At 24.3% G+C, this 24,320-nt stretch carries 19 protein-coding genes, 1 other RNA gene and 1 pseudogene; 12 read left to right on the forward strand and 9 right to left on the reverse strand.

What is annotated here, in order from left to right; genetic code table 11:
* The first annotated feature begins 163 nt into the window (after window positions 1–163).
* From prfA to pta, 5 genes are all read left to right on the forward strand, one after another.
* Window positions 164–1,240 carry a peptide chain release factor 1 gene (gene prfA / locus RJX12_RS00725; RefSeq protein WP_343192301.1) on the forward strand — a complete coding sequence of 359 codons (1,077 nt, stop codon included), beginning with the start codon at window positions 164–166 and terminating at the stop codon, window positions 1,238–1,240.
* 4 nt (window positions 1,241–1,244) lie between these two features.
* On the forward strand, window positions 1,245–2,075 hold the full coding sequence (gene prmC, locus RJX12_RS00730) for a peptide chain release factor N(5)-glutamine methyltransferase (RefSeq protein ID WP_343192302.1): 831 nt from the start codon (window positions 1,245–1,247) through the stop codon (window positions 2,073–2,075).
* A 257-nt stretch (window positions 2,076–2,332) separates the two neighbouring features.
* A complete protein-coding gene (sirB1, locus tag RJX12_RS00735; RefSeq protein WP_343192303.1) occupies window positions 2,333–3,142 on the forward strand; it encodes an invasion regulator SirB1 in 810 nt (269 codons plus the stop codon).
* Window positions 3,143–3,655: 513 nt separating this feature from the next.
* Window positions 3,656–4,876, forward strand: coding sequence for an acetate kinase (locus tag RJX12_RS00740; protein WP_343192384.1), 1,221 nt, complete (start codon window positions 3,656–3,658; stop codon window positions 4,874–4,876).
* Between the two features lie 53 nt (window positions 4,877–4,929).
* On the forward strand, window positions 4,930–7,083 hold the full coding sequence (gene pta, locus RJX12_RS00745) for a phosphate acetyltransferase (RefSeq protein WP_343192304.1): 2,154 nt from the start codon (window positions 4,930–4,932) through the stop codon (window positions 7,081–7,083).
* 53 nt (window positions 7,084–7,136) lie between these two features.
* Here pta and RJX12_RS00750 read toward each other — a convergent pair whose 3' ends face one another.
* From RJX12_RS00750 to gyrA, 4 genes are all read right to left on the reverse strand, one after another.
* Window positions 7,137–7,421, reverse strand: coding sequence for a 2Fe-2S iron-sulfur cluster-binding protein (locus tag RJX12_RS00750; RefSeq protein WP_343192305.1), 285 nt, complete (start codon window positions 7,419–7,421; stop codon window positions 7,137–7,139).
* A 3-nt stretch (window positions 7,422–7,424) separates the two neighbouring features.
* Window positions 7,425–8,555, reverse strand: coding sequence for a class Ia ribonucleoside-diphosphate reductase subunit beta (gene nrdB / locus RJX12_RS00755; RefSeq protein ID WP_343192306.1), 1,131 nt, complete (start codon window positions 8,553–8,555; stop codon window positions 7,425–7,427).
* A gap of 94 nt (window positions 8,556–8,649) precedes the next feature.
* On the reverse strand, window positions 8,650–10,938 hold the full coding sequence (gene nrdA, locus RJX12_RS00760; RefSeq protein ID WP_343192307.1) for a class 1a ribonucleoside-diphosphate reductase subunit alpha: 2,289 nt from the start codon (window positions 10,936–10,938) through the stop codon (window positions 8,650–8,652).
* A gap of 185 nt (window positions 10,939–11,123) precedes the next feature.
* The gene (gene gyrA, locus RJX12_RS00765; RefSeq protein ID WP_343192308.1) at window positions 11,124–13,670 is read right to left on the reverse strand and encodes a DNA topoisomerase (ATP-hydrolyzing) subunit A; all 2,547 of its coding nucleotides are present in this window, start codon (window positions 13,668–13,670) and stop codon (window positions 11,124–11,126) included.
* Between the two features lie 588 nt (window positions 13,671–14,258).
* Here gyrA and RJX12_RS00770 point away from each other — a divergent pair.
* A complete protein-coding gene (locus RJX12_RS00770; RefSeq protein ID WP_343192309.1) occupies window positions 14,259–15,056 on the forward strand; it encodes a DUF2076 domain-containing protein in 798 nt (265 codons plus the stop codon).
* A gap of 125 nt (window positions 15,057–15,181) precedes the next feature.
* Here the strand turns inward: RJX12_RS00770 and RJX12_RS00775 are convergent, their stop codons facing one another.
* Window positions 15,182–15,787 (reverse strand): peroxiredoxin, encoded by a 606-nt coding sequence (locus RJX12_RS00775; RefSeq protein WP_343192310.1) that lies wholly within the window; start codon window positions 15,785–15,787, stop codon window positions 15,182–15,184.
* A 184-nt stretch (window positions 15,788–15,971) separates the two neighbouring features.
* Between RJX12_RS00775 and ung the strand changes: the two are divergent.
* Window positions 15,972–16,639 (forward strand): annotated as a pseudogene (gene ung, locus RJX12_RS00780) (uracil-DNA glycosylase).
* Window positions 16,640–16,702: 63 nt separating this feature from the next.
* Here the strand turns inward: ung and grpE are convergent.
* Window positions 16,703–17,284 carry a nucleotide exchange factor GrpE gene (gene grpE / locus RJX12_RS00785; protein ID WP_343192311.1) on the reverse strand — a complete coding sequence of 194 codons (582 nt, stop codon included), beginning with the start codon at window positions 17,282–17,284 and terminating at the stop codon, window positions 16,703–16,705.
* A gap of 117 nt (window positions 17,285–17,401) precedes the next feature.
* Between grpE and nadK the strand changes: the two genes are divergently transcribed.
* Window positions 17,402–18,283, forward strand: a complete 882-nt coding sequence (gene nadK / locus RJX12_RS00790) for an NAD(+) kinase (protein WP_343192312.1) — start codon at window positions 17,402–17,404, stop codon at window positions 18,281–18,283.
* 67 nt (window positions 18,284–18,350) lie between these two features.
* Here nadK and ssrA read toward each other — a convergent pair.
* Window positions 18,351–18,715, reverse strand: a transfer-messenger RNA (tmRNA) gene (ssrA, locus tag RJX12_RS00795).
* 319 nt (window positions 18,716–19,034) lie between these two features.
* Here ssrA and grxD point away from each other — a divergent pair.
* Window positions 19,035–19,370, forward strand: a complete 336-nt coding sequence (gene grxD, locus RJX12_RS00800; protein ID WP_343192313.1) for a Grx4 family monothiol glutaredoxin — start codon at window positions 19,035–19,037, stop codon at window positions 19,368–19,370.
* A 168-nt stretch (window positions 19,371–19,538) separates the two neighbouring features.
* On the opposite strand, the gene rnt is transcribed toward grxD, so the two are convergent.
* A complete protein-coding gene (gene rnt / locus RJX12_RS00805; RefSeq protein WP_343192314.1) occupies window positions 19,539–20,186 on the reverse strand; it encodes a ribonuclease T in 648 nt (215 codons plus the stop codon).
* Window positions 20,187–20,436: 250 nt separating this feature from the next.
* Between rnt and RJX12_RS00810 the strand changes: the two genes are divergently transcribed.
* The 3 genes from RJX12_RS00810 (at window position 20,437) to ychF (ending at window position 22,941) form a co-directional block, all read left to right on the forward strand.
* On the forward strand, window positions 20,437–21,063 hold the full coding sequence (locus tag RJX12_RS00810) for a Fe-Mn family superoxide dismutase (protein ID WP_343192315.1): 627 nt from the start codon (window positions 20,437–20,439) through the stop codon (window positions 21,061–21,063).
* Window positions 21,064–21,188: 125 nt separating this feature from the next.
* Window positions 21,189–21,707: an aminoacyl-tRNA hydrolase gene (pth, locus tag RJX12_RS00815; protein WP_343192385.1), complete on the forward strand. Its 519-nt coding sequence runs from the start codon at window positions 21,189–21,191 to the stop codon at window positions 21,705–21,707.
* Window positions 21,708–21,840: 133 nt separating this feature from the next.
* Window positions 21,841–22,941 carry a redox-regulated ATPase YchF gene (ychF, locus tag RJX12_RS00820; protein ID WP_343192317.1) on the forward strand — a complete coding sequence of 367 codons (1,101 nt, stop codon included), beginning with the start codon at window positions 21,841–21,843 and terminating at the stop codon, window positions 22,939–22,941.
* An 80-nt stretch (window positions 22,942–23,021) separates the two neighbouring features.
* Here ychF and thrC read toward each other — a convergent pair whose 3' ends face one another.
* Window positions 23,022–24,317, reverse strand: a complete 1,296-nt coding sequence (thrC, locus tag RJX12_RS00825; protein ID WP_343192318.1) for a threonine synthase — start codon at window positions 24,315–24,317, stop codon at window positions 23,022–23,024.
* Window positions 24,318–24,320 lie beyond the last annotated feature (3 nt).

A 24,320-nucleotide genomic window follows, 5' to 3' on the forward strand; every position in this document is an offset into this window, starting at 1 on the left:
ATAATATTAATAACATGAATATAGTGTTTTTTATATTTAAAGTTTATTAATTATAATAGTTCAGTTTTTTTATATTGTTTTTATAATGATTTTAAAGATATATATTGATAGATAGTATTATATGATAGGTATGTAAAATGCATTAATAAGGTAAATGATATAGATGAAAAAATCTATTTTATGTAAATTAGAACATATAAAAAACCGGTGTGAAGAATTAGAATTGATGTTATCGGAATCTAATTTGATATTAAATCATGAAAAATTTCGTATATTATCTCAAGAATATATTAAATTATTAGATATTAAAAAGTGTTTTATAAATTGGAAAGTTAATCAAAAAAATATAAAAACAGCTACAGAATTATTAAATGATAAAGAAGTTCGAGTATTAGCAGAAGAAGAATTGAAGTATTCTCTCCAATATTCTAAGGATTTAGAAGAACAAATAAATATTTTATTGTTACCACGTGATCCTAACGATGAATATAGTTGCTTTATTGAAATTAGAGCAGCAACTGGAGGAGATGAAGCAGCAATTTTTACTGGAGATTTGTTACGTATGTATGTAAAATATGCTGAATCTCGCGCTTGGACAACAGAATTAATTAGTTCAAGTATAGGAGAAAAAGGTGGTTTTAAAGAAATTATTATTAAAATTACTGGAAATGGAGTGTGTGGAAGGTTGAAATTTGAGTCTGGAGGACATAGAGTACAGAGAGTACCTCAGACTGAATCACAAGGTCGAATTCATACCTCTACATGTACAGTTGCAGTTATGCCAGAAGTTAAAACTTCAGAAAAACTTGTTATTTGTCATAGTGATTTAAAAATTGATACTTTTCGTTCTTCTGGAGCAGGAGGTCAACATGTAAATACTACTGATTCTGCTATTAGAATCACACATATTCCAACAGGTCAAGTAGTAGAATGTCAAGATGAGAGATCACAACATAAAAATAAAGCTAAAGCATTATCTGTTTTATCTGCTCGTATTAATTCTGCTGAAATAGAAAAACGTAATAAAGAAAGCGCATTTATTCGTCGAAATTTATTAGGAAGTGGAGAAAGATCCGATCGTAATAGGACCTATAATTTTTCTCAAAATAGAGTCACTGATCATAGAATTAATTTAACTTTATATTGTTTAGATGATATTTTAGAGGGTAAATTAGATTTATTAATCGAACCAATTATTCAGGAACATCAAGCAGAAATGTTACTTTCTTTATCAGATTAATTTTATGAGTATTATTGATTGGTTAAATTATGCATATTGTCGATTATCTTATATAGGCTATTTAAAGATAGATGCTGAATTAATATTAAAATTTGTTTTAAAAAGATCCAAAATATGGTTAATTATTAATCATAAGTTGAAATTAAATATACTTCAATTAAATCAATTAAATCAATTACTTAATAGACGAATTTCTGGTGAACCGATTGCTTATTTATTAAGAAAAAAAGAATTTTGGTCATTGTCTTTATGTATATCAAAATTTGTATTAATACCTAGAACAGATACTGAAATATTAGTAGAACAGAGTTTAAAAAGAATTACTCATGTTAATTTTAAAATATTAGATTTAGGAACTGGTTCTGGAGCGATTGCTTTAGCAATAGCAAAAACTCGTCCAGATTGTCATATTTTAGGTATTGATTGTTTAAAAGAATCAGTAGAATTAGCAACATTCAATGCTAAAAAATTAAATTTAAATAATATAAATTTTATTCGTAGTAATTGGTTTTCTGAATTAAATAATAAAAAATTTAATATTATTGTAAGTAATCCACCTTATATTGGATTGCAAGAAATTTCTTTGTTAGATAAAGATATTTTTTTTGAACCTTTTATATCGTTAGTGTCAGGTAATGATGGATTAGCAGATATACAATTTATAGTAAAGAATGCAAATAAATATTTATATTCTCAAGGTTATTTATTAATTGAACATAGTTATAGACAAAAAAATGTAGTACAAAATATTTTTAAATCACATGGTTTCTTAGGAGTCAAATCTTATAAAGATTACTCTGGGAATGATAGAATTACTTTAGGAAAAAAAATATAGATTATTAATTTTTATAGTTGATGATATTTTTATATTACAATAACTAATATTTATTTCATTTAATAATTATATGATAAATATTTTTAATTTTTTTCATTTATATTGATAATTATTTTTCACTATAACAAATTTTATATGATATGGTATATAGGATATAATTTATTATAGAAATGAAACTATATTTTAAAACAGATAAAATATATATTTTATTTATATTATTTAGTGAAGCATAATTACATATTATAATTGGAGGTAATATGAAATCTTTTGATAAAATTGATTTTTCTACATCTCCACTGTGTGAAATAATAATGCTTATTTTTCAGACGATTCGAAAAGATTTTTCAATAGAGGATGTGTATTCTGAATTACGTAATAGAGTTGATGAAGCTAGAATTTATATTTCTGCAGAAAGTAATCAAAACAATCAATTAAAAAAATTATTAGAGTTATTTTATGAACGTTGGAGATTTGGCGGGGCTAATGGAAAATACTTGTTGTCAGACGTATTGTGGTTAGATAATGTATTACAAACAAGAAAAGGGACAGCAGTATCGCTTGGTATAATATTATTACATATTGCTCAAGAGTTAGAATTGCCATTAATGCCTGTTATTTTTCCTACACAGTTAATTTTACGAGTAAAAAATAAAAATAATGAGTTGTGGTTAATTGATCCATTTAATGGGAATACTTTAGATAAACATACTTTAGGAGTATGGTTAAAAGGCAATATTAGTCCTACTGCTAAATTATATGATAATGATTTAGATCAAGCTGATTCTACGACAGTAATAAGAAAAATATTAGACATATTAAAAACAGCTTTAATGGAAGAAAAGAAAATGGAGTTAGCATTAAATGTTAGTAATATATTATTACAAATAAATCCAGATGATCCTTATGAAATTAGAGATCGTGGTTTAATTTATGCTCAGTTGGAATGTAATCACATTGCTTTGACTGATTTAATTTATTTTGTAGAACATTGTCCTGAAGATCCAATTAGTGAAATTATTAAGATACAAATTCATTCAATTGAACAGAGACAAATTACGTTACATTAATTGAATTTAATTAAATATAATTAATAGGTGCAGTATATTTTTTTTGTTTTTTTACAATTAAGTTAATTAATATAATTATGTTTAAATAATTTTTAAAAACATATACGATTATAAATATATTTATTTATAATTTATTTTGAAAAAATATAATTGATATAGATATTTGATTATATTATTTTATTGGTATTTTATTATATTTAGTACTTATTTTGTTAATAATAGTATCATTAATTAAAATAATTATTTAAACATATTTTAAGTTATATTAATTACTGAATATTAGTTTTATATCATATTAATGATATTATATAATTATGATATATATATGAAAATTTTATTTTTGATAAAAAATCAATATAATCAGTTACGTTAGGTTGATTTTTTTAATTAAAAATTAAATTGTATTAATATTATTTCGTTTAGTGTATATTTTATAGTTAATTTTTATATATATTGATTTATCAAAAATATAATATTATATATAATGTTTATATTTTATTAAATAGGTAATTTATTTTGAATAGATTAGTTTTAGTTTTAAATTGTGGTAGTTCTTCTTTAAAATTTTCTATTATTGATGTTAAGAATAATAAAAAGATTATTTTTGGTAGAGTAGAATCAATATTATCTTCTAAGTCGTATATTATATGGAGTGCAAATAATATTGAATATAAAAATATTTTAAAAAAAAATATTACATATAGTTCTGCATTAAATTTTATTTTAAATAATATTTTAAAAAAAGATATAAAATTATTTAGTAATATTACAGCTATAGGACATAGAGTAGTGCATGGAGGCAGCAAATTAATTAATTCTGTAATTGTTAATGATAAGATTATAGAAGATATTACAGATGCTAGTTGTTTTGCTCCTTTACATAATCCAATAAATTTATTAGGTATTCAATGTGCACTCAATGTATTTCCTCATTTAAGCAATAAAAATGTAGCAGTATTTGATACTTCTTTTCATACTACAATACCAGAACATGCATATTTATATGCTATACCATATCATTTTTATATCAACAATGGAGTTAGAAGATATGGTGCTCATGGGATTAATCATCAATATATTTCTATTCAATCTGCTAAGATATTAAATAAATCATTAAAAAAAATTAATATTATTTCATGTCATTTAGGGAATGGTGCATCTATATCGGCTATTCGTAAAGGTATTTGTATCGATACTTCAATGGGTTTTACTCCTTTAGAAGGATTAGTAATGGGTACTCGTAGTGGAGACATTGATCCCGAAATTATTTTTTTTATGTATAAAAAATTAGGTATAAGTTTAAATGAAATTCATACAATATTAACCAAAGAATCTGGTTTATTAGGATTAAATGGAGTTAGTAGTGATTGTCGTTATGCAGAGAAAAATTATTATACTGATGTAGGAGCTAAAAGATCTATTGATGTTTTTTGTTATCGTTTATCTAAGTATATTGCAGCTTATAATATGTTAATGAAAGGAAAATTAGATGCAATTGTTTTTACAGGAGGGATTGGTGAAAATTCTTCATTAATTCGAGATATAACAATATCTCAATTATCTGTCTTAAATTTTAATATTGATAAAGAATGTAATATGTGTAATACGTTTGATAAATATATTTATATTCATTCAAAAGATTCTTTACCTATTTTAGTTATACGTTCTAATGAAGAATGGATGATTGCAAAAGAAACTATTTCTTTATTAAATTTAAAACATGTTCATGAATAAATAGTAAGACAAAAATTATTTTTTATTTAACATATTTTAAGAGGTGTATAGTTATGGCACGAGATATAACTGTGATTCCAATAGGGACTCATGTTGGTTTGACAATTGTTAATCTTGGATTAATACGATCTATAACGTGCAAAGATTTAACAGTGAGATTTTTAAAACCAATATTTAAATTTCGTGATGACAAAAAAAAAATAGATAATGTAGGTCATTCAATATTTATCAATAAATTAGTACGTTGTGTGGAAATTATTGAATTGTCTTATACTAAATTGTCGTATAATGATAATTTTATCATGTCAATAGTTGATACTATTATTGATAAGTTTTATCAATGTAAAAAAATATATGATATTACTTTAATTGAAGGTTTTAGATACACGGAAATAGGAGCATTGTCTTATATATTAAATTATAAGATTTCTTTAATATTATCTACTGATATTTTATTTGTGGCTGCAGATAATGAAAATATAGAAAATTATTTTATGGAATCCAATTATTTTTTTAGAAATATATTTAAAAGTAATAAACAGGTAAACATTTTAGGAGTAATATTAAATAAATGTAATAATTTTAAATTTAATAACAATAGTATTATAGATTGTATGGATTTATTTGGTATGCATTTTAATATATTTAAAAATAATTTATTTTCTCAGTTAGAAAAAAAATATACTGTATTTTTTAATAATATAAAATTACCAATATTAGCTACTATTCCTTTTAATTTAGAATTAATTAATATTACTGTGTTTCAATGTATTCAATACTTAAATGCAAAAATTATTAAAAATAATTCTATTGAATGTAAATCAATAGAACAGATTATTTTTTTTGATCAATTATCATGTATTAATATTCATAATAAAAAATATAAACGAATGTGTATCATTTCATTTGAACAATTAAAATACGTTGATAATTTGTATTTAAATAATATAAAAAATAGCAATGTTATTGCGATTTTATTAACTGGAGTTGATAATTTTTTAGATAAAGATAACAAATTTGTGTCAAAATTATTAATATTGTCTAATATATATATATTTTCAGTATCAACTAATATTTTAACCACATTAATAAAATTATGTAACATGTATTATTATACATATAGATATGATCGAAATATTATAACACAATTGAAAGATTATGTATCAAATTATATTTCTATTAATTGGTGTAAATTATTAAAAAATATTAATAAATTAACTGGATACATTTCTCCTATATTTTTTCGTTATCATTTAATAAAATTGGCTAATAAATGTAAAAAATGTATTGTTTTACCAGAAGGAAATGACATTCGTATAATAAAAGCTGCATCTATATGTGAAAAAAAAGGTATTGCAAAATGTATATTATTGGGTAATCCTGATGAAATTCATGAAATATCTGTCAGAGAAAAAATTTCTGGCATAGATAGTATAAATATTATTAATCCTATAGAAATACAAAATAATTATATCATGCGTTTAGTTCAATTAAGAAGTAAAAATGGTATGACTTTATTTAATGCTAAAAATGTAATTAAGGATAATATTGTATTATCTACTTTAATGTTAGAAAATGATGACGTTGATGGAGTAGTATCTGGAGTTATTAATACAACAGCGAATACAATTCGACCAGCATTACAATTAATTAAATTAAAAAATAATGTTTCATTAGTATCTTCTTTGTTTTTTATGTTGTTGTCTAATAAAATATTCATATATGCCGATTGTGCTATTAATATTGATCCCAATGCTTATGAATTAGCTGATATCGCTATTCAATCAGCAAATTCAGCGAAATTATTTGGGATTCATGCAAAGATAGCAATGATTTCTTATTCCACGTATGATTCAGCTGGTGGTTGTTCAGTAGAAAAAGTTAGAGAAGCCACATATATTGTAAAAAAACTGAGACCTGATTTAGACATAGATGGTCCTTTACAATATGATGCAGCAACTGTGCCAGAAATAGCAAAATTAAAATCTCCTAATTCACCAATTTCTGGAGATGCAAATATATTAATTTTTCCTGATCTTAATACTGGAAATACTGTTTATAAAGCTGTACAAAGATCTGCTAATTTTTCTGCTATTGGTCCTATTCTACAAGGTTTAAATAAACCAGTAAATGATTTATCTAGAGGAGCAAATATAGAAGATATAGTATATACTATTGCTGTTACGGCAATTCAATCAGGACAATGAATAAAATAATATTTGTATTTTTATATAATGAATAGTAGATATTATTTATTTTTTTATGATAAGTATGGAATTTTAATTTCCATATTTTTTTTTTGTATTATATTACAACAACAAGGTAAAATCTCTCCTGGATGAAGATATACTGTTGAGTTGAAATTAGAAATTAATAAAAATTTTCCTTTAATTAATTTAACTCTACATACTCCACAGTATCCTTTTCGACATTGGAATTCTATAGGTATTTTGCATATTTCTATTATTTCTAATAATGAAATATATTTTTTTTTTGGTTTTATTATGTAATGTATATCATTAATTTTAATATTAATTTTTTGCATAAATTATAACTTAAAATTTTTAAATTCGGAATCGCTAATATCTGAATCAATTTGTCCTACTAAATAAGAACTTACTTCTACTTCTTGAGGAGCATTTTGAACATAATCTGAATTTAGCCAATAATTAATCCATGGAATAGGATTAGAATTTGTTGAAAAAGGTGATTTTAATCCTATTGCATTCATACGAATATTTGTAATATATTCAATATATTGAATTAAAATGTCTTTATTTAGTCCTAGCATAGAGCCATTTTTAAAAAGATATTCTGCCCATTTTTTTTCTTGTTCAGCTACTAATTTAAATAATTGAAAAGCTTCTTCTTCACATTCTGATGCTATATTTTTCATATTTTCATTAATTGGATTTGTTTTTATAATGTTTAACATGTATTGTGTACTATTTAGATGTAATGCTTCATCTCTAGCTATTAATCTAATTATTTTTGCATTTCCTTCCATAATTTGTCTTTCTGCAAAAGCAAAAGAACATGCAAAACTGACGTAAAATCTAATGGCTTCTAATGCATTTACACTGATTAAACATAGATATAATGTTTTTTTTAATGTTTTTAAATTAATATATATTTTTTCATTATTAATAATATGGCTACCTTCTCCTAACATATGCCAGTAATTAGTCATTTTAATAAGTTTATCATAATAAGCTGAAATGTCTTTAGCTCGCGAAATAATATTTTTATTGGTAATAATGTCATCAAAAATTAAAGATGGATTATTAACAATATTTCTAATGATATGAGTATAAGATCTAGAATGAATTGTTTCAGAAAATGACCAAGTTTGTATCCATGTTTCTAATTCTGGAATAGAGACAATTGGTAAAAATGCTACATTTGGACTTCTACCTTGAATTGAATCTAATAAAGTTTGATATTTCAAATTACTTAAGAAAATATGTTTTTCGTTTTTTGGTAAATTATGATAATCGATATTATCTCTAGATAAATCTATCTCTTCTGGTCTCCAAAAAAAAGATAGTTGTTTTTCTATAAGATTTTCAAAAATTTTATATTTTTGTTGATCATAACGGGAAATATTTACTGATTGTCCAAAAAACATTGGTTCAATTAGTTGATTATTTTTTTTTTTTGAAAACGTAGTATATGTCATAATTTTTATATTTTAACCTGATAGTAGTAAGTTACTACTTATAGAATTGTTTTATAATATCATATTTTATAGTAAGTATATGAATAGAATTATGTTATATTGAACAAGCTCCACTATCACAATGATTATTTTTTAATAATGATATATGTTGTATAGATTGATTATCTTCAGCTCTATCTCTAGTGTTTTGATAATAAAGCGTTTTTATTCCTAATTTGTAAGCAGTTAGTAAATCTTGTAGTAAAATTTTCATAGGAATTTTGCCATTGGCAAACAAATAAGGATCATAGTTTGTATTAGTTGAAATAGATTGATCAATAAATTTTTGCATAATTCCTACAAGTTGCAAATAACCATTATTATTTGGGATATTCCATAGTAATTCATAATTTTTTTTTAAAATTTTATATTCTGGAATTACTTGACGTAACATTCCATTTTTTGATGCTTTAATACTAATAAAACCTCTGGGAGGTTCAATGCCATTAGTTGAATTAGAAATTTGTGAAGATGTTTCTGATGGCATGATTGCTGATAAAGTTGAATTACGTAAACCATATTTTTTGATTTTTTTTCTTAAATTTTCCCAGTTATAATGTAGTGGTTCAGTGCATACAGAATCAATATATTTTCTATAAGTATCAATTGGTAGAAATCCTTGATAATAAGATGTATGGTGAAACCAAGGACAGGAACCTTTTTCTTTTGCTAATTCGCAAGATGCATCAAGTAAATAATATTGTATAGCTTCAAATGTTTTATGGGTTAAGTTATTTGCTGATCCATCAGAGTATCGTACTCCATTTTTAGCTAAATAATAAGCAAAATTAATAACTCCGATGCCTAAAGATCTTCTTCCTTTAGTACTCTTTTCAGCGCTAGTTAACGGATAATTTTGATAATCTATCACTGCATCTAGTCCACGGACAATTAGTTTAGTAATTTCTGAAAGATCTTTAAGATTTTTTATGCATCCTAAATTAATAGCAGATAATGTACATAAAGCTATTTCTCCATTTTTATCATGTAGATCATTTAAAGGTTTCGTAGGTAACGTGATCTCAAGACATAAATTAGATTGTCGAATTGGTGCAATTTGTGGATTAAAAGCACTATGAGTATTGCAATGATCAACATTTTGAATATAGATACGTCCTGTAGATGTTCGTTCTTGCATCATAAGTGTAAATAAATTCATAGCTTTTATTCTTTTTTTTCTAATATTATTATTATTTTCATATTTTAAGTACAAATTTTCAAATAATATTTGATCACAAAAAAATGCATTATATAGATCTGGTACATCTGATGGACTAAATAAAGTAATATTTTCTCCTGAAATCATTCGTTGATACATTAATTTATTAATTTGTACTCCATAATCAATATGACGTACTCTATTTTCTTCTATTCCTCTATTGTTTTTTAAAACTAATAGATTTTCCACTTCAAGATGCCAAATTGGATAGAATAAAGTAGCAGCTCCACCTCTTATACCTCCTTGAGAACAAGACTTAACAGCAGTTTGAAAATGTTTATAAAATGGAATAGCTCCAGTATGAAAAGCTTCTCCAGATCTAATGGGGCTACCTATTGCTCGAATTTGTCCAGCATTAATTCCTATACCTGCTCTTTTTGATACGTATTTTATGATAGCGCTACTTGTAGCATTTATTGAATCTAGGCTATCTGCACATTCAATTAATACGCATGAACTAAATTGTCGAGTAGGTGTACGAACGCCTGACATAATAGGAGTAGGTAATGAAATTTTAAATGTAGAAATAGCATCATAGAAATTTTTAATGTACTTCATTCTTTGAGCATGAGGATAATTAGCAAATAAACAAGCAGAAATTAATATATAAAGAAATTGAGCGCTTTCATAAATTTTTCCATTGACTCTATTTTGTATTAAATATTTTCCTTCTAATTGTTGTACTCCAGAATATGAAAAATTCATATCTCTCTTATGATTTATAAATGAATTCATTATTATATATTCTTTTTTTGTATAATCTATTAGTAAATGTTTATCATATTTTCCTAATTTTACCATATTTTTGACATGTTTATATAATGAAGGAGGCTCAAATTGTCCATAAGCTTTTTTACGTAAATGAAAAATAGATAATCTAGCGGCCATATATTGATAATCAGGAGCTGTTTCTGAAATAAGATCTGCTGCTGCTTTAATTATTGTTTCATGTATGTTAACTGTTTTAATTCCATTATAAAATTGAATTTTAGAACGTAATTCTACTTGTGATACAGAAACGTTTTCTAATCCTTTTGCGGCCCAATTTAGTACACGATGAATTTTATCTAAATTAATTCGTTCTTTACTTCCATCTCTTTTAGTAATAAATAAACTGTGATGCATAATATAACATATTCCTATTTTTATTTAATTACGTATTAAATTAAATTGTTGTTGAGTTAAATAAGAAATTAATATTTTTATATTTTTAATTTTATAGAAAATTTTATTAATAATGGATGAGTATTACCATGAATATAATATTTATAAAAATATTATTTAAAATTAGAATTAAGTATAGGATTTTTTTACTTATTGGATATATTATATGTTTCATTAACTTTTTGTAATGCTACTACTTTTTCTTTTTCTATTGTACGTATTAAAATTACACCTTGTGTATTTCTTCCTAATATACCTACTTCTGATATTCTAGTTCTTACTAATGTACCTGCATTAGTTATCATTAAAATTTGATCATTGTCTAGTACTTGGATAGCTCCTACCATAATTCCATTTTTTTTTGTTATTTTAATAGCAATTATACCTCTTGTAGCACGAGATTTTATAGGAAATTCAGAAATTTTTGTCCTTTTACCATATCCATTTTCTGTTACTGTCAAAATATTCCCTTTTCCATTAGGTACTATTAATGATACTACTTGATCTGTTTTATTTGTTTTAATTCCTTTTATTCCTGCAGCTGTTCTTCCCATGTTTCTTACTTTTTTTTCAGAAAAATGGACAACTTTTCCAGATTTAGTAAATAACATAATGTTATCATTTCCGTTAGTTAAAGATACTCCAATTAATTCGTCATCATTTTTTAAATTAATTGCAATAATACCTGTATTTCGGTGTCTATTAAATTCACTTAAAGAAGTTTTTTTAACTATTCCTTTAGCAGTAGCCATAAAAATATTGATATGATTTTTATTTTTTTGTATTGGTAAAATAGCTGTAATTCTTTCTTTTTTATTTAATGGTAATAAATTAATGATAGGACGACCACGTGCATGTCGACTAGCTTCAGGAAGTTGATATACTTTCATCCAATATAATATACCTTTGCTGGAAAAACAAAGAATAGTATCATGTGTATTAGCTATTAACAAACTTTCTATAAAATCTGTTTCTTTTATTTTCGCAGCTGATTTACCCTTTCCTCCTCTTTTTTGCGCATTGTAATCCGATAACGGTTGATATTTAACATAACCTGAGTGTGACAGTGTTACTACGACATCCTCTTTATTAATTAAATCTTCGAAATTAATATCATTAGTTTGAGTAATAATTTCAGTTCGTCGATTATCTCCAAAAGTATTTTTGATAAGAATTAATTCTTTTTGAATAACTTCAGTCATATGATCAGGATTGTCTAAAATGTTCATTAATTTTAATATTTCTTTAAAAATTAAATTGTATTCTTCTATTAATTTATCAGTTTCTAAATTAGTCAATTTATTTAAACGTAAATCTAGAATAGCTTGAGTTTGTTGTTCAGTGAATATATATTGATTATCATTAATATAATTTATTTTATTATTTTCATTAAATATTTTTAACGATTTTTTTTTTAAAATATTTACAATACAATCTTTTCTTATTTTCCAAATGTGTGATATTAACGATTTTTTTGCAATAGATGTATTTTTAGATTGTTTTATTAAATCTATAATTAAGTTAATATTTAATAATGCTACAATGAGTCCTTCTATAATATGGATTTGTTCACGATATTTTTTTAGTTCAAACATAGTACGACGAGTAACTACTTCTTTACGATGTAATGTAAAAGATTCTAAAATATCTTTTAGAGATAGCGTTTTAGGTTGACCGTGACATAATGCTACCATATTAATACCAAAAGAGGTTTGTAATTGTGTAAGAATATAAAGTTGATTTAGTATTACTTCAGCTACCGCTTCTCTTTTAATGTCAATAACTATCCTCATACCATCTTTATCCGATTCGTCTCGAAGAGCGCTGATTCCTTCAATTTTTTTTTCTTTAATTAATTCTGCTATTTTTTCTATTAAACGTGATTTATTCACTTGATAAGGAATTTCATTAATAACAATACTTTCTTTTTTTGTTTTTTTATTAATTATTATTTTACTTCTGGCACGAATATAGATTTTTCCTTTACCTGTTTTATAAGCTTCTTCTATTCCAATATTACCATTTATAATTCCAGCTGTTGGAAAATCAGGTCCTGGAATATATTTCATTAATTCTGTTAAATTAATTTGATTATTTTTAATGTATGCTAGACATCCATTGATTACTTCTGTTAGGTTATGAGGAGGAATATTAGTAGCCATACCGACTGCTATTCCAGATGAACCGTTTATTAATAAATTTGGTATTTTTGTAGGTAATACTTCAGGTATTTTTTCAGAACCATCATAGTTTAATGCAAATGTTACTGTATTTTTTTGTAAGTCTTTTAACAACTCATGAGCTATTCTAGACATTCTTATTTCAGTATAACGCATAGCTGCAGCTGGATCTCCATCAACAGAACCAAAGTTTCCTTGACCATCTATAAGCATATAACGTAATGAGAATGTTTGAGCCATTCGAACTATTGTATCGTATACTGCTGTATCTCCATGGGGGTGATATTTACCTATGACGTCTCCAACTACTCTAGCTGATTTTTTATAAGGTTTATTCCAATCATTACTTAAAACACTCATTGCAAACAGTATACGTCTGTGTACAGGTTTTAGTCCATCTCTTACATCTGGTAAAGCTCTGCCAATTATTACTGACATAGCATAATCCAGATAAGAGTGCTTTAGTTCTTCTTCAATATTGACCTGTACGATTTTTTTAGCAAGGTCTTTCATAGAATTATTTTCTCTTTATAAGATATAAATAAGATTAAAAGTAATACATATTTGTATAATAGATTAAAATAATTTATTAATATATATATCACAAGGTGCGAAGTTTATCATTATAGTGTTTATGTATTAAGTAAGAGATTAATAATTTTAATAAAATATGAATTATTTTATAAATTAGTTTTTTTAATTTAATTATTATTAATTTAATATATTTTTTATACTGTAATATAATACATAAATATTTTAGTTATATATAAATTTTGTTTAATTATTTTTCATTTTAACTTAATTTTATTATTTAAATGAAATTATATATTTTTTTTAAATACTAGATATATTTTATATTTTTAGTTACAATTTGTATAATAAATATGTAAGTGTTATTTTATACATGTTAGCATATTTTTTAACCTGAGAATATCTTAAATATATCTATTAATTATATACCATAACTAATTAAATATAAATTTAATATGAAGTACATTTTTATTGTGTAATATAATTAAGTTTATTTTTTTATATAAAATTAATAGTATGCTAGTAGTATATATATATTATGTATTCATAAATATGTTTGGTAGGTCAATTATGGAACTAGAAGATAAAAAAATAATAGAAAATTTGTTTAATCGTTTAGATCATGTAGAGAAAAATTCTGTATCTCGAGATACTGTTGCTGAACAGTTAATAAAAGATTTATTAATTAAACAATCTAATGCGCCATATTACATGGTACAAATTATTTTAGTACAAGAAACAGCTATTAAAAAATTAAATGATGATATTGCTAAGTTAGAAAATAAAATTGTTGTTATGAAAGAAGAAAATAAAAAAAATAATTCATCTGGTTTTTTATCTGGTTTATTTGGATCTAGTAATAAGGAGAATAATCAAAAAAATATAAAAAATTCTTGGAATGAAACTAATAACACAGGTAATATGCAGCAACGACCTCAAGTTTTAGATCATAATAAACCTACTTCTGGATATGTTGCTACAAATCATGGTAATAGTAATGTGTTTTCTGGATCTGGTAATCATCATCCTATAGGTAGTTTTCTTGGTAGTGCTTTACAAACAGCTACTGGTGTAGCAGGTGGTATAGTGATGGGTAATATGTTGATGAATTTATTTCAACATAAACATTCTGAAGAAGAATTATTTAATAACATGCATAATGCTTCTGACTCACATTTGTATTCTACTTCTAGTATACAAAACGCAGAAGAGATAAACAAATTTGATAATATAAAACAAGAAGAGTCTTCTAATTTTTATAATGAAACAGATCATTATTCTGATAATTCAATAGTACATGATGAATTTAATAATGATGATTTAGATACTGATATTGACATTAATGATGATGATAGCAGCTACATTTAAAATTTTTTTAATATAGATAAAAAATATGCATTATATTTTTTATCTATATATGGTTTTTTTAGAACTATATATAAGTATATAATGCATATTATAGGAATATTAAATTATAATAACTTTATAATTTTCTATTTTGAATAATCTCTATTTTTACTACAATAATCTAATATTCCATTAGGAGAAGGTTTTATAGCATCTTTTCCTTGTGTCCATTGAGCTGGACATACTTCTCCATGTATATCATTAAATTGTACAGCATCTATCATTCTTAGTAGTTCATTAATATTTCTTCCAAAAGGTAAGTCATTTATTACTTGATGTCGAATAATTTTATTTTTGTCTATTAAAAAAGATGCTCTTAGAGCTACGCCGATACTAGGATGTTCAATTTCATATATTTTTTGTATTTCTCTTTTTATATCTGAGACTATAGTATATTGTATATTACCAATACCTCCTTTTTTTATAGAAGTTTGACGCCATGCATAATGTACGAAAACAGAATCACATGATACTCCAATAATTTCTGTATCTCTTTTAAGGAATTCAGAATACAATTGGTTAAAAGCTATAATTTCTGATGGACATACGAATGTAAAATCCATTGGCCAAAAAAATAGAATGCATTTTTTGTTGTGGATTGTTTTATATAAATTAAAATTTTCAATAATTGTATCATTATGTAAAACTGCAGATGTTGTAAAATCTGGGGCAGGTTTAGTTACTAAAGTCATTTTTTTTCTCTTTATAAAATATAGAATAATTTATTAATAAATATTATTTGTAAGTAATTTGTAGTTTTTATATATTTTTTATATTTATAGTATAAATATATTTTTTATAAAAAATTATTTCTATGTTATTTTTGTTTAATTTATAATATATATATTATTATAGTATTATAAAATTGGAATTGTAATGCAAACTAAATTTATTAGTTGGTCCCATGTTTTACAACAAGAAAAAAAAAAAAATATTTTTTAGATATAATAAATTTTTTATCATATGAACGAATGAAGAAAAATATTTATCCTCCAGCAAAAGAAGTATTTACAGCGTTTCGTTTAACTAATTTACATAAAATTAAAGTAGTCATTATAGGTCAAGATCCTTATTATCATTTTAATCAAGCTCATGGATTAGCTTTTTCTGTTAATAAAGGTGTAATTATTCCTCCTTCATTAAAAAATATTTATAAAGAAATTGTTTCAGACTTATCATGTCCTAATGATTTTATAGATGGATCTTTAAATAGTTGGTCTGATCAGGGTGTTTTTTTATTAAATTCTGTTTTAACTGTCGAATCAGGTAAACCAGCATCTCATTTCAATATCGGTTGGCAAGTTTTTACAGATCAAGTAATTAGGATAATTAATAAGTATTTAAATGGTATAGTGTTTTTGTTATGGGGTAATTTTTCTAAAAATAAATCTTTTCTTATTGATAATAAAAAACACTATATATTACAGGCGTCACATCCATCACCATTGTCGGCTTATCGTGGATTTTTTGGATGCCGCCATTTTTCTCAAACAAATAAAATATTAATTAAACAAGGTAAAACCCCTATTAAATGGGTGTTTTAAATAAATTTTTACAGATTAAAAAAATTATTTTATAGAACAATTATAATAGAATTATATATACTATCATATAGATAATTGAACTAAGGCTTTTCTCAATACAATATTATTTAGAGTATATCCAAATTTTATTACAGAAATAATATGATTTGGTGGAATAATTTCAGAAGTTTGATTGGATACAGATTGATGCAAATGATCTTGAAATAATTCATTTTCTTTGCCTTCTCTTTTTATTCCAAATTTTTCAATTATATTTAATAGTGATTGTAAAGTTAATTCTAAGCCTTGTATGATGTTTGAATTTTGTATATTTTTTTTATGGGATATTTTTATTATTTCTTCTAAATAATCTATTATGGGTAATATTTTTTTGGAAAATTCTTCTAATTTATTATATTTTATTAATTTTATATTTGATTGATTTATTTTTCTAATATTATCTATCTTAGCTTGACCTCTTAGTTTAATTTCTTTTATTTGTTTATTTATTTGATTAATTTCTTCTTGTAATTTTGTTTCATCTAAGACTGTTTTATTAATAATTGTATCATTTTTTTTTTTGTCTATTGAAATATCTTTATCCAAGTCGTATTCTTTATTTGGTTTAGATTTTTTTTTTTCTAGATTATTAGATTGATTATTCACAATTAATCCTAAATAAGTTGTAGTATTGTTAACTAATGTTAAGTATGAGGTTTATAAAAGATTTTTCAAGATCATTTTTTTAAAAAAATATATTTTATAATTGGGAAAATAGAATTAATGAAAGCGTTTTTAAATTATATTGGTCTAGTTGGTTATCCTTGTAATAAGAATGTATTAGAAACACATCAGGTGCTTTATCATTGGTTAATTAAAAAAGGTTATGAAGTGATGATTGAATATCAATTATCTAAAGAATTATTGTCCATTAAATCTCCTAACATAGGTAATTTGTCTAAAATAGGTCAATGTTGTGATTTAGCAATAGTAGTAGGTGGAGATGGTAATTTACTATGCGCAGGTTATATTTTATCTAGTTATAATATCAAAATTATTGGTATTAATCGTGGAAATTTAGGATTTTTAACTGATTTAAATCCAGATACAGCGTTGCAACAATTATCTGATGTATTATCTGGACAATTTACGATAGAAAACAGATTTTTGTTGGATGTTCATATATTTAAAAAATTAGATAAATTACATGTTAATACAGTAATTAATGAAGCTGTATTGCATTCGGAAAAAGTGGCACATATGATAGAATTTGAGGTCTATATTGATGAACATTTTGCTTTTTCTCAGAGATCTGATGGATTAATTATTTCTACTCCTACTGGTTCTACAGGATATTCACTTTCTGCAGGAGGACCTATTCTAGAAGCTTCTTTAGAAGCTATTGTATTAGTTCCTATGTTTCCTCATACTTTATCTGCTCGTCCATTGGTTGTAAAGAGTTCAAGTATAATTTATTTGAAATTTCCTAACTGGTATAATGAATTAAAAATTAGTTGTGATAGTCAAAGAGTATTATCGATTAATAGTCAGGATACAGTGGTGATTCGTCGCAGTCATAATTCTCTTAATTTAATTCATCCGAAAAACTATAGTTATTTTAATACTTTAACAACTAAATTAAATTGGTTAAAAAAGTATTTCTAAAATTAATATTGTTTTATTTTTTAGTTTATTTTTATATATGAATCATATAATAATATATTTTATTAATATATGGAGCTGGCGGGAATTGAACCCGCGTCCAAAATTTCTATTACTTTAGATCTACATGCTTAGTCTATGCTTAATTATTTTCATAGTCTTATTTTAGGATAGACTCTTAGTAAGATTTTAGCTTAAATTTTAAAATACGTATGAATTCTTAAGCAAAATTTGTTACGTATCTCTTATTTTTGACCATCTTAATATCTATTTCTAAGAGAAAAATAGACAGATGGGCTTTAGATAGGTTATTAAGCTGCTAAAGCGTAGTTGTTTTTGTTTGCGTTTATTTATTTACGGTTTTTAACGAGGCAACCGTACCTCGGCATGCACTGTCAGCAGTCGATAATTTTGTCGAATCCAAAATACAGCCCCATAGAACTATCTATCTTTATTTTATTATTGCAAAAAAAAATGAAATAGTCTACATATTGTTTTTAATAATTTACAATTTATTTAATTGAATAAAATAGTTTTATTATGTGTAGATGTTTATTTTAATATATTCATTATAATTTAATTATAAGTGAATATAATATTATTTGTATAAAAAATGTTGATATTATGTTTAATATTATTAATATTTTTTCTATTAAAAGTATTATTTTATTTCAATTGATAGCAATAGTTTTTTGTGAGAGAATATTTTAGTTAATTGAGTTGTTGTCATGTGATAAACAGTAGGAATTAATGTATGAATATTATTGAAATAATAAAAAATCAAATTTCAAAAAATCCAATTTTACTGTATATGAAAGGTAGTCCAGATTCTCCTAATTGTGGTTTTTCAGCTCAGGCAGTACAAGCTTTGTCTTTGTGTAAAGAAAAATTTGCTTATATTGATGTTTTGAAAAATCCAGAAATACGTACGGAATTACCTAAATATGCTAATTGGCCTACTTTTCCTCAGTTATGGATAGATGGAGAACTAATAGGTGGTTGTAATATTATTATGGAAATGGTACAAAATGGATCACTTAAAAAATTAATTAATGAGACAGTATTGAAATATAAAATAAATCAAGAATAATTTACGTTGTTAATAACAGTAGATTCAATAATTTTTTTTGTATATGATTTGCATATTTTATCTACTGTTATTTGAATAAATATTATACATGTATATTTTTTATATAAATTATAGTAAATATTATTGATTTTATAATTTTTTTATAAAGATATGTTGGGCTATTATTTTTTATGTATTATTTTCATTATGTACAGGCCATCCTCCTAAACGTTTCCAACGATTGACTAATTCACAAAATAGTTCAGCTGTTTTTTGTGTATCATATAAAGCTGAATGGGCTTGTTTATTATCAAAAAATAATCCTGCTGCTTTACAAGCTTTAGCTAATACAGTTTGTCCAACAACCAAACCACTTAATGCTGCTGTATCAAATGTAGCAAATGGATGAAAAGGATTATTTTGTATTCCTGTTCTTTTTATTGCTGCCATTATAAAATTATGATCAAATGTTGCGTTATGTGCAACTATAATACTTTTAGAACAGTTATTATTTTGCATACTTTTTTTTATTTTTTCAAAAATGAAAAATAACGCTTCTTGTTCACTGATAGCTCCTCTTAATGGGTTAAATGGATCAATTCGATTAAAAGCAATTGCTTCCGGTTGAATAGTAGAACCGTGAAAAGGTATTATATGAAAATGTAATGAAGATTCTTTTTTCAACCAACCTTTTTCATCCATATTAAGTGTAGTTACTCCTATTTCTAATAGTGCGTCAGTTTGAGCATTAAATCCAGCTGTTTCAACATCTATTACTACTGGATAAAATCCACGAAATCTATTTTTTAATAAATGTATCTCTTGATTTGTAGACATTTAAATCTCATAAAAAATGTAAGTATACTATTATATGTTTTAATCATAATTTATTTTAATTAATAAAAAATATATTTTCTATTATTCTTCTTACAGAATAAATATGTATTAATTATTTTTATTAATTTAAATATAATATTTTTATTTTAAAGTAAATGATTACTTTATATTATGTCTAATAGTTGTTTATTTTTGATATTTAATATATATGTATTAGATTATATATATTTAAATTATAAAGGGTGTAATTATGAATCATATTTTACCTGATTTATCTTATAGTTATAATGATTTAGAACCTTATTTTGATACAGAAACAATGACTATTCATCATGTTAAACATCATCAAACATATATTGATAATTTAAATAAAGCATTAGAGAATACAGTTTGGAGTAATTTTTCTATTTATGAATTAATGACCAAATTACCGGAAATTTCTATAGATAAAAGAACAATCATACGAAATAATGGAGGTGGGCACATTAATCACAGTTTGTTTTGGAAAAATTTAAAAATTGGTACTTTATTACCTATAACTTTAAAGACTGCTATAGAACAATCATTTGGTTCTATAGAACAGTTTAAAGAAAAATTTGAACAGATAGCAATGAGTCATTTTGGTTCAGGATGGATATGGGTAGTGAAAGATAATGAGATGATTTCAATTGTTACAACTGTTAATCAAGATAATCCTATTATGGGTAAGAGTATTTCTGGTGTTTATGGTATGCCTATTTTAGGATTAGATTTATGGGAACATGCATATTATTTACATTATAAAAATAAAAAAATTGATTATATCAAATCGTTTTGGAATGTAGTAAATTGGAATGAAGTGTTAAGACGATTTGAAAAAAATATAAGTGATTATTAGTATGTTATATTAATAATATTGTTTCAGTGATTTTATAATATTTAAAATAAAATATAGAATTATTTGTTCTATATTTTATTTATTTAAAATGATATCAAAAAAGGTTTTATTTGAAAAACATCAAGATGATAGTAGGATTAGCTAATCCTATTAATGAGTATAATCATACAAGACATAATGTTGGAGCTTGGTTTTTACAAGTATTAGCTCAACATCAAAATAAATATTTTATTAAAGAAAAACAGTTTTTTGGATTTACAAGTCATATATCTTTTTTAAATAAAAAAATTTTTTTGTTGATACCAAACATTTATATGAATATTAATGGAGCATCTGTATTAGCGATGTCTTCTTATTATAAAATTTCTTTAAATAATATATTAATCGTACATGATGAATTAGATTTATTACCAGGTAAAATAAAATTTAAAGTTGGTAGGGGACATAATGGTCATAATGGTTTAAGAAATATTATTAAAGTTTTTAGTGAAATAATATCTTTTTCTCGTATTTCTATAGGAATAGGTCGTCCAACAACAAAAAAAGAAGTTGCAAAATTTGTTTTATCATCGCCTACACAAGAGGAACATGTTGTTATTAATAAAATTATAAAACAAACGGTAAAAGAATTAATTTTTACTTAGTATCTATTAGAAATAAACGAAATATATTTCATTTCATAATTTTACTATATATCTGTTTATATATTCTATGTATAAACAAGTATATTTTAATCAATACAATAAAATTATTAAATCATATTATATAGGAAGTAATATGGGTTTTAAATGTGGTATAGTTGGGTTACCTAATGTGGGTAAATCTACTTTGTTTAATGCTTTAACTAAAGGTTCTGCTTTAGCTGAAAATTTTCCATTTTGTACAATTAAACCAAACGTAGGCATTGCCTTAGTTTATGATTCAAGGTTAATTAATATTGCCAAGATAGTTCAATCTAAAAAAATTATAGAAACTTTTATTGAAGTTGTTGATATAGCTGGTTTAGTTAAAGGAGCTTCTAAAGGAGAAGGATTAGGAAATCAATTTTTAAACAATATTAGAGAAACTGACGCGATAATACATGTTGTACGTTTTTTTAACGATCGTAAAATTTTACATGTTTATGGAGAATCAAATCCTTTACAGGATATTGAAATGGTGAACATGGAATTATGTTTATCTGATATTCACGTATGTGAATCATATTTAATAAAGATAAATAAAAAATTTAACGCAAATAGTTTTGTTTTAAAAAAAGAAATTTTAATTTTAGAAAGATGTATATCTCATTTAAATCAATTTAAATCCTTAAGAACATTAGCAATTGATACGGAAGAATATTGTTTTATAAAACATTTACGATTATTGACTTTAAAACCGATAATATATGTAGTAAATATGAACGAAGAAATATATTGTGCTAGTAATACAAAAGATGTTTTTAATAAAATAAAAAAAATGGCTGACATGGAAAATTCTCAAGTAATTCCATTATGTCTTACTGTAGAATCAGATTTAGCATATTTAAAAGATCATGAAAAAAATAATTTTATGGAGACTTTTGGTATAAAAAAATCTGGTTTAAATCATATTATTAATTCAGGTTATATTTTATTGAATTTACAAACTTTTTTTACTGCTGGAAAAAAAGAAGTGAGAGCTTGGACAATTAGTAAAGGTACTGTTGCATTAGATGCAGCAGGTAAAATTCATTCAGATTTAAAAAAAGGTTTTATTAGAGCTCAAGTTATTTCTTATTCGGATTTTATAACATATAAAGGTGAAAAAAGAGTAAAAGAATGCGGTAAGTTACGTAATGAAGGAAAACAATATCGTATTCAAGATGGAGATATTGTAAACTTTTTATTTAACAATTAAATTGGTTAGTATTTAATATATTTTTTTATTAGAGAGGAAATAGGATACTATTTCCTCTCTCTTTTTATACGAATACTATTTTATGTATCTAATAAAAAATTTCGTAATTTAGAAAAATTTGGCCGCATATTATATGATAATAAATGTGAGTTATGTAGATTTTTTAATATTTTAGGTACAGGTAATATAATATTTAGAATATTTTCTACTGTATTTTTAAATTTTGCTGGATGAGCAGTTCCTAAAAATAATCCAAATTGATTATCAGTTAATTTTTCACGTAGTAATTTATATGCTATAGCAGCATGAGGTTCTGAAATATAACCTATTTTTTTTAGCTCTATTAAGGTATCTTTTGTTTCTAAATCAGATACACTGCCGAAACCTAATTTGTTTAGCTCCCAATGTTTTCTCAAGAATAATTCTTCTACTCTTGGCCAATTATTCGGTTGGCTAATATCCATTGCATTAGAAATAGTAGAGATAGTTGGATTAGGTTGCCATATTCCCGTTTTAAGAAGACGAGGAATAGTATCATTAGCATTAGTAGCTGCTATAAATGAAGAAATTGGTAGTCCCATGGATTTAGCTAACAATCCTGCTGTTAAGTTTCCAAAATTACCGCAAGGAACAGATATAACTATGTTTTTTCTGTTTTTATTAGGAATTAATGCAAAAGCTTCAAAATAATAACAAATTTGAGCTAGTAGTCTACTTATGTTAATAGAATTAGCTGAATTTAAACCTATGTTTTTTTTTAGTTCTGTATCATTAAAAGCTTTTTTTACTAATGTTTGACATTCGTCAAAACTACCATTAATGGCTATAGTTGTTATATTTTTCCCTAAAGTACAGAATAATTTTTCTTGTAATTCACTAATTTTTCCTTTTGGATATAATATAATTACACGGACATTATTCATACGATAAAAAGCATGTGCTACAGCTGCACCAGTATCTCCTGAAGTAGCGGTTAAAATAGTAATAAGTTTATTATTTTCATCTTGATTAAAGTAAGATAACATTTGAGACATAAATCTCGCCCCAAAATCTTTAAAAGCTAAAGTAGGCCCATGAAATAATTCAAAACATGATATATTATTAGTGACTTGTACTAGTTTTGGTAGAGTAAAAGAAAAAGCTGATTTTACTCTTTTAGTTAATTCATATTTATTGATTTCATCTCCAATAAAATAAGAGAGTATAGTGCTGCTTCTGGTAATAAAATCCATTTCTAAAAGTTTATTGAGATCATTTGTATTAATTTTAGGAAACTCTAAAGGAAAAAATAGTCCTTGTTGTTGGCCTAATCCTAATTTAATGGCTTGTGAAAAGTTTACTATTTCCTTTCTATTTTTTAGATTATATAATTTCATTGA

Origin of the sequence: Buchnera aphidicola (Formosaphis micheliae), from assembly GCF_039403185.1 — a bacterium.
Lineage (GTDB): Bacteria > Pseudomonadota > Gammaproteobacteria > Enterobacterales > Enterobacteriaceae > Buchnera_C > Buchnera_C aphidicola_B.

Coding starts and splice junctions, on each gene's coding strand:
- nrdB (WP_343192306.1), bottom strand. CDS start 8,555: ATGACATATACTACGTTTTCAAAAAAAAAAAATAATCAACTAATTGAA.
- RJX12_RS00775 (WP_343192310.1), bottom strand. CDS start 15,787: ATGACTTTAGTAACTAAACCTGCCCCAGATTTTACAACATCTGCAGTT.
- prmC (WP_343192302.1), top strand. CDS start 1,245: ATGAGTATTATTGATTGGTTAAATTATGCATATTGTCGATTATCTTAT.
- ychF (WP_343192317.1), top strand. CDS start 21,841: ATGGGTTTTAAATGTGGTATAGTTGGGTTACCTAATGTGGGTAAATCT.
- rnt (WP_343192314.1), bottom strand. CDS start 20,186: ATGTCTACAAATCAAGAGATACATTTATTAAAAAATAGATTTCGTGGA.
- grxD (WP_343192313.1), top strand. CDS start 19,035: ATGAATATTATTGAAATAATAAAAAATCAAATTTCAAAAAATCCAATT.
- nrdA (WP_343192307.1), bottom strand. CDS start 10,938: ATGCATCACAGTTTATTTATTACTAAAAGAGATGGAAGTAAAGAACGA.
- RJX12_RS00750 (WP_343192305.1), bottom strand. CDS start 7,421: ATGCAAAAAATTAATATTAAAATTAATGATATACATTACATAATAAAA.
- gyrA (WP_343192308.1), bottom strand. CDS start 13,670: ATGAAAGACCTTGCTAAAAAAATCGTACAGGTCAATATTGAAGAAGAA.
- RJX12_RS00770 (WP_343192309.1), top strand. CDS start 14,259: ATGGAACTAGAAGATAAAAAAATAATAGAAAATTTGTTTAATCGTTTA.
- prfA (WP_343192301.1), top strand. CDS start 164: ATGAAAAAATCTATTTTATGTAAATTAGAACATATAAAAAACCGGTGT.
- nadK (WP_343192312.1), top strand. CDS start 17,402: ATGAAAGCGTTTTTAAATTATATTGGTCTAGTTGGTTATCCTTGTAAT.
- thrC (WP_343192318.1), bottom strand. CDS start 24,317: ATGAAATTATATAATCTAAAAAATAGAAAGGAAATAGTAAACTTTTCA.
- pta (WP_343192304.1), top strand. CDS start 4,930: ATGGCACGAGATATAACTGTGATTCCAATAGGGACTCATGTTGGTTTG.
- pth (WP_343192385.1), top strand. CDS start 21,189: ATGATAGTAGGATTAGCTAATCCTATTAATGAGTATAATCATACAAGA.
- RJX12_RS00810 (WP_343192315.1), top strand. CDS start 20,437: ATGAATCATATTTTACCTGATTTATCTTATAGTTATAATGATTTAGAA.
- sirB1 (WP_343192303.1), top strand. CDS start 2,333: ATGAAATCTTTTGATAAAATTGATTTTTCTACATCTCCACTGTGTGAA.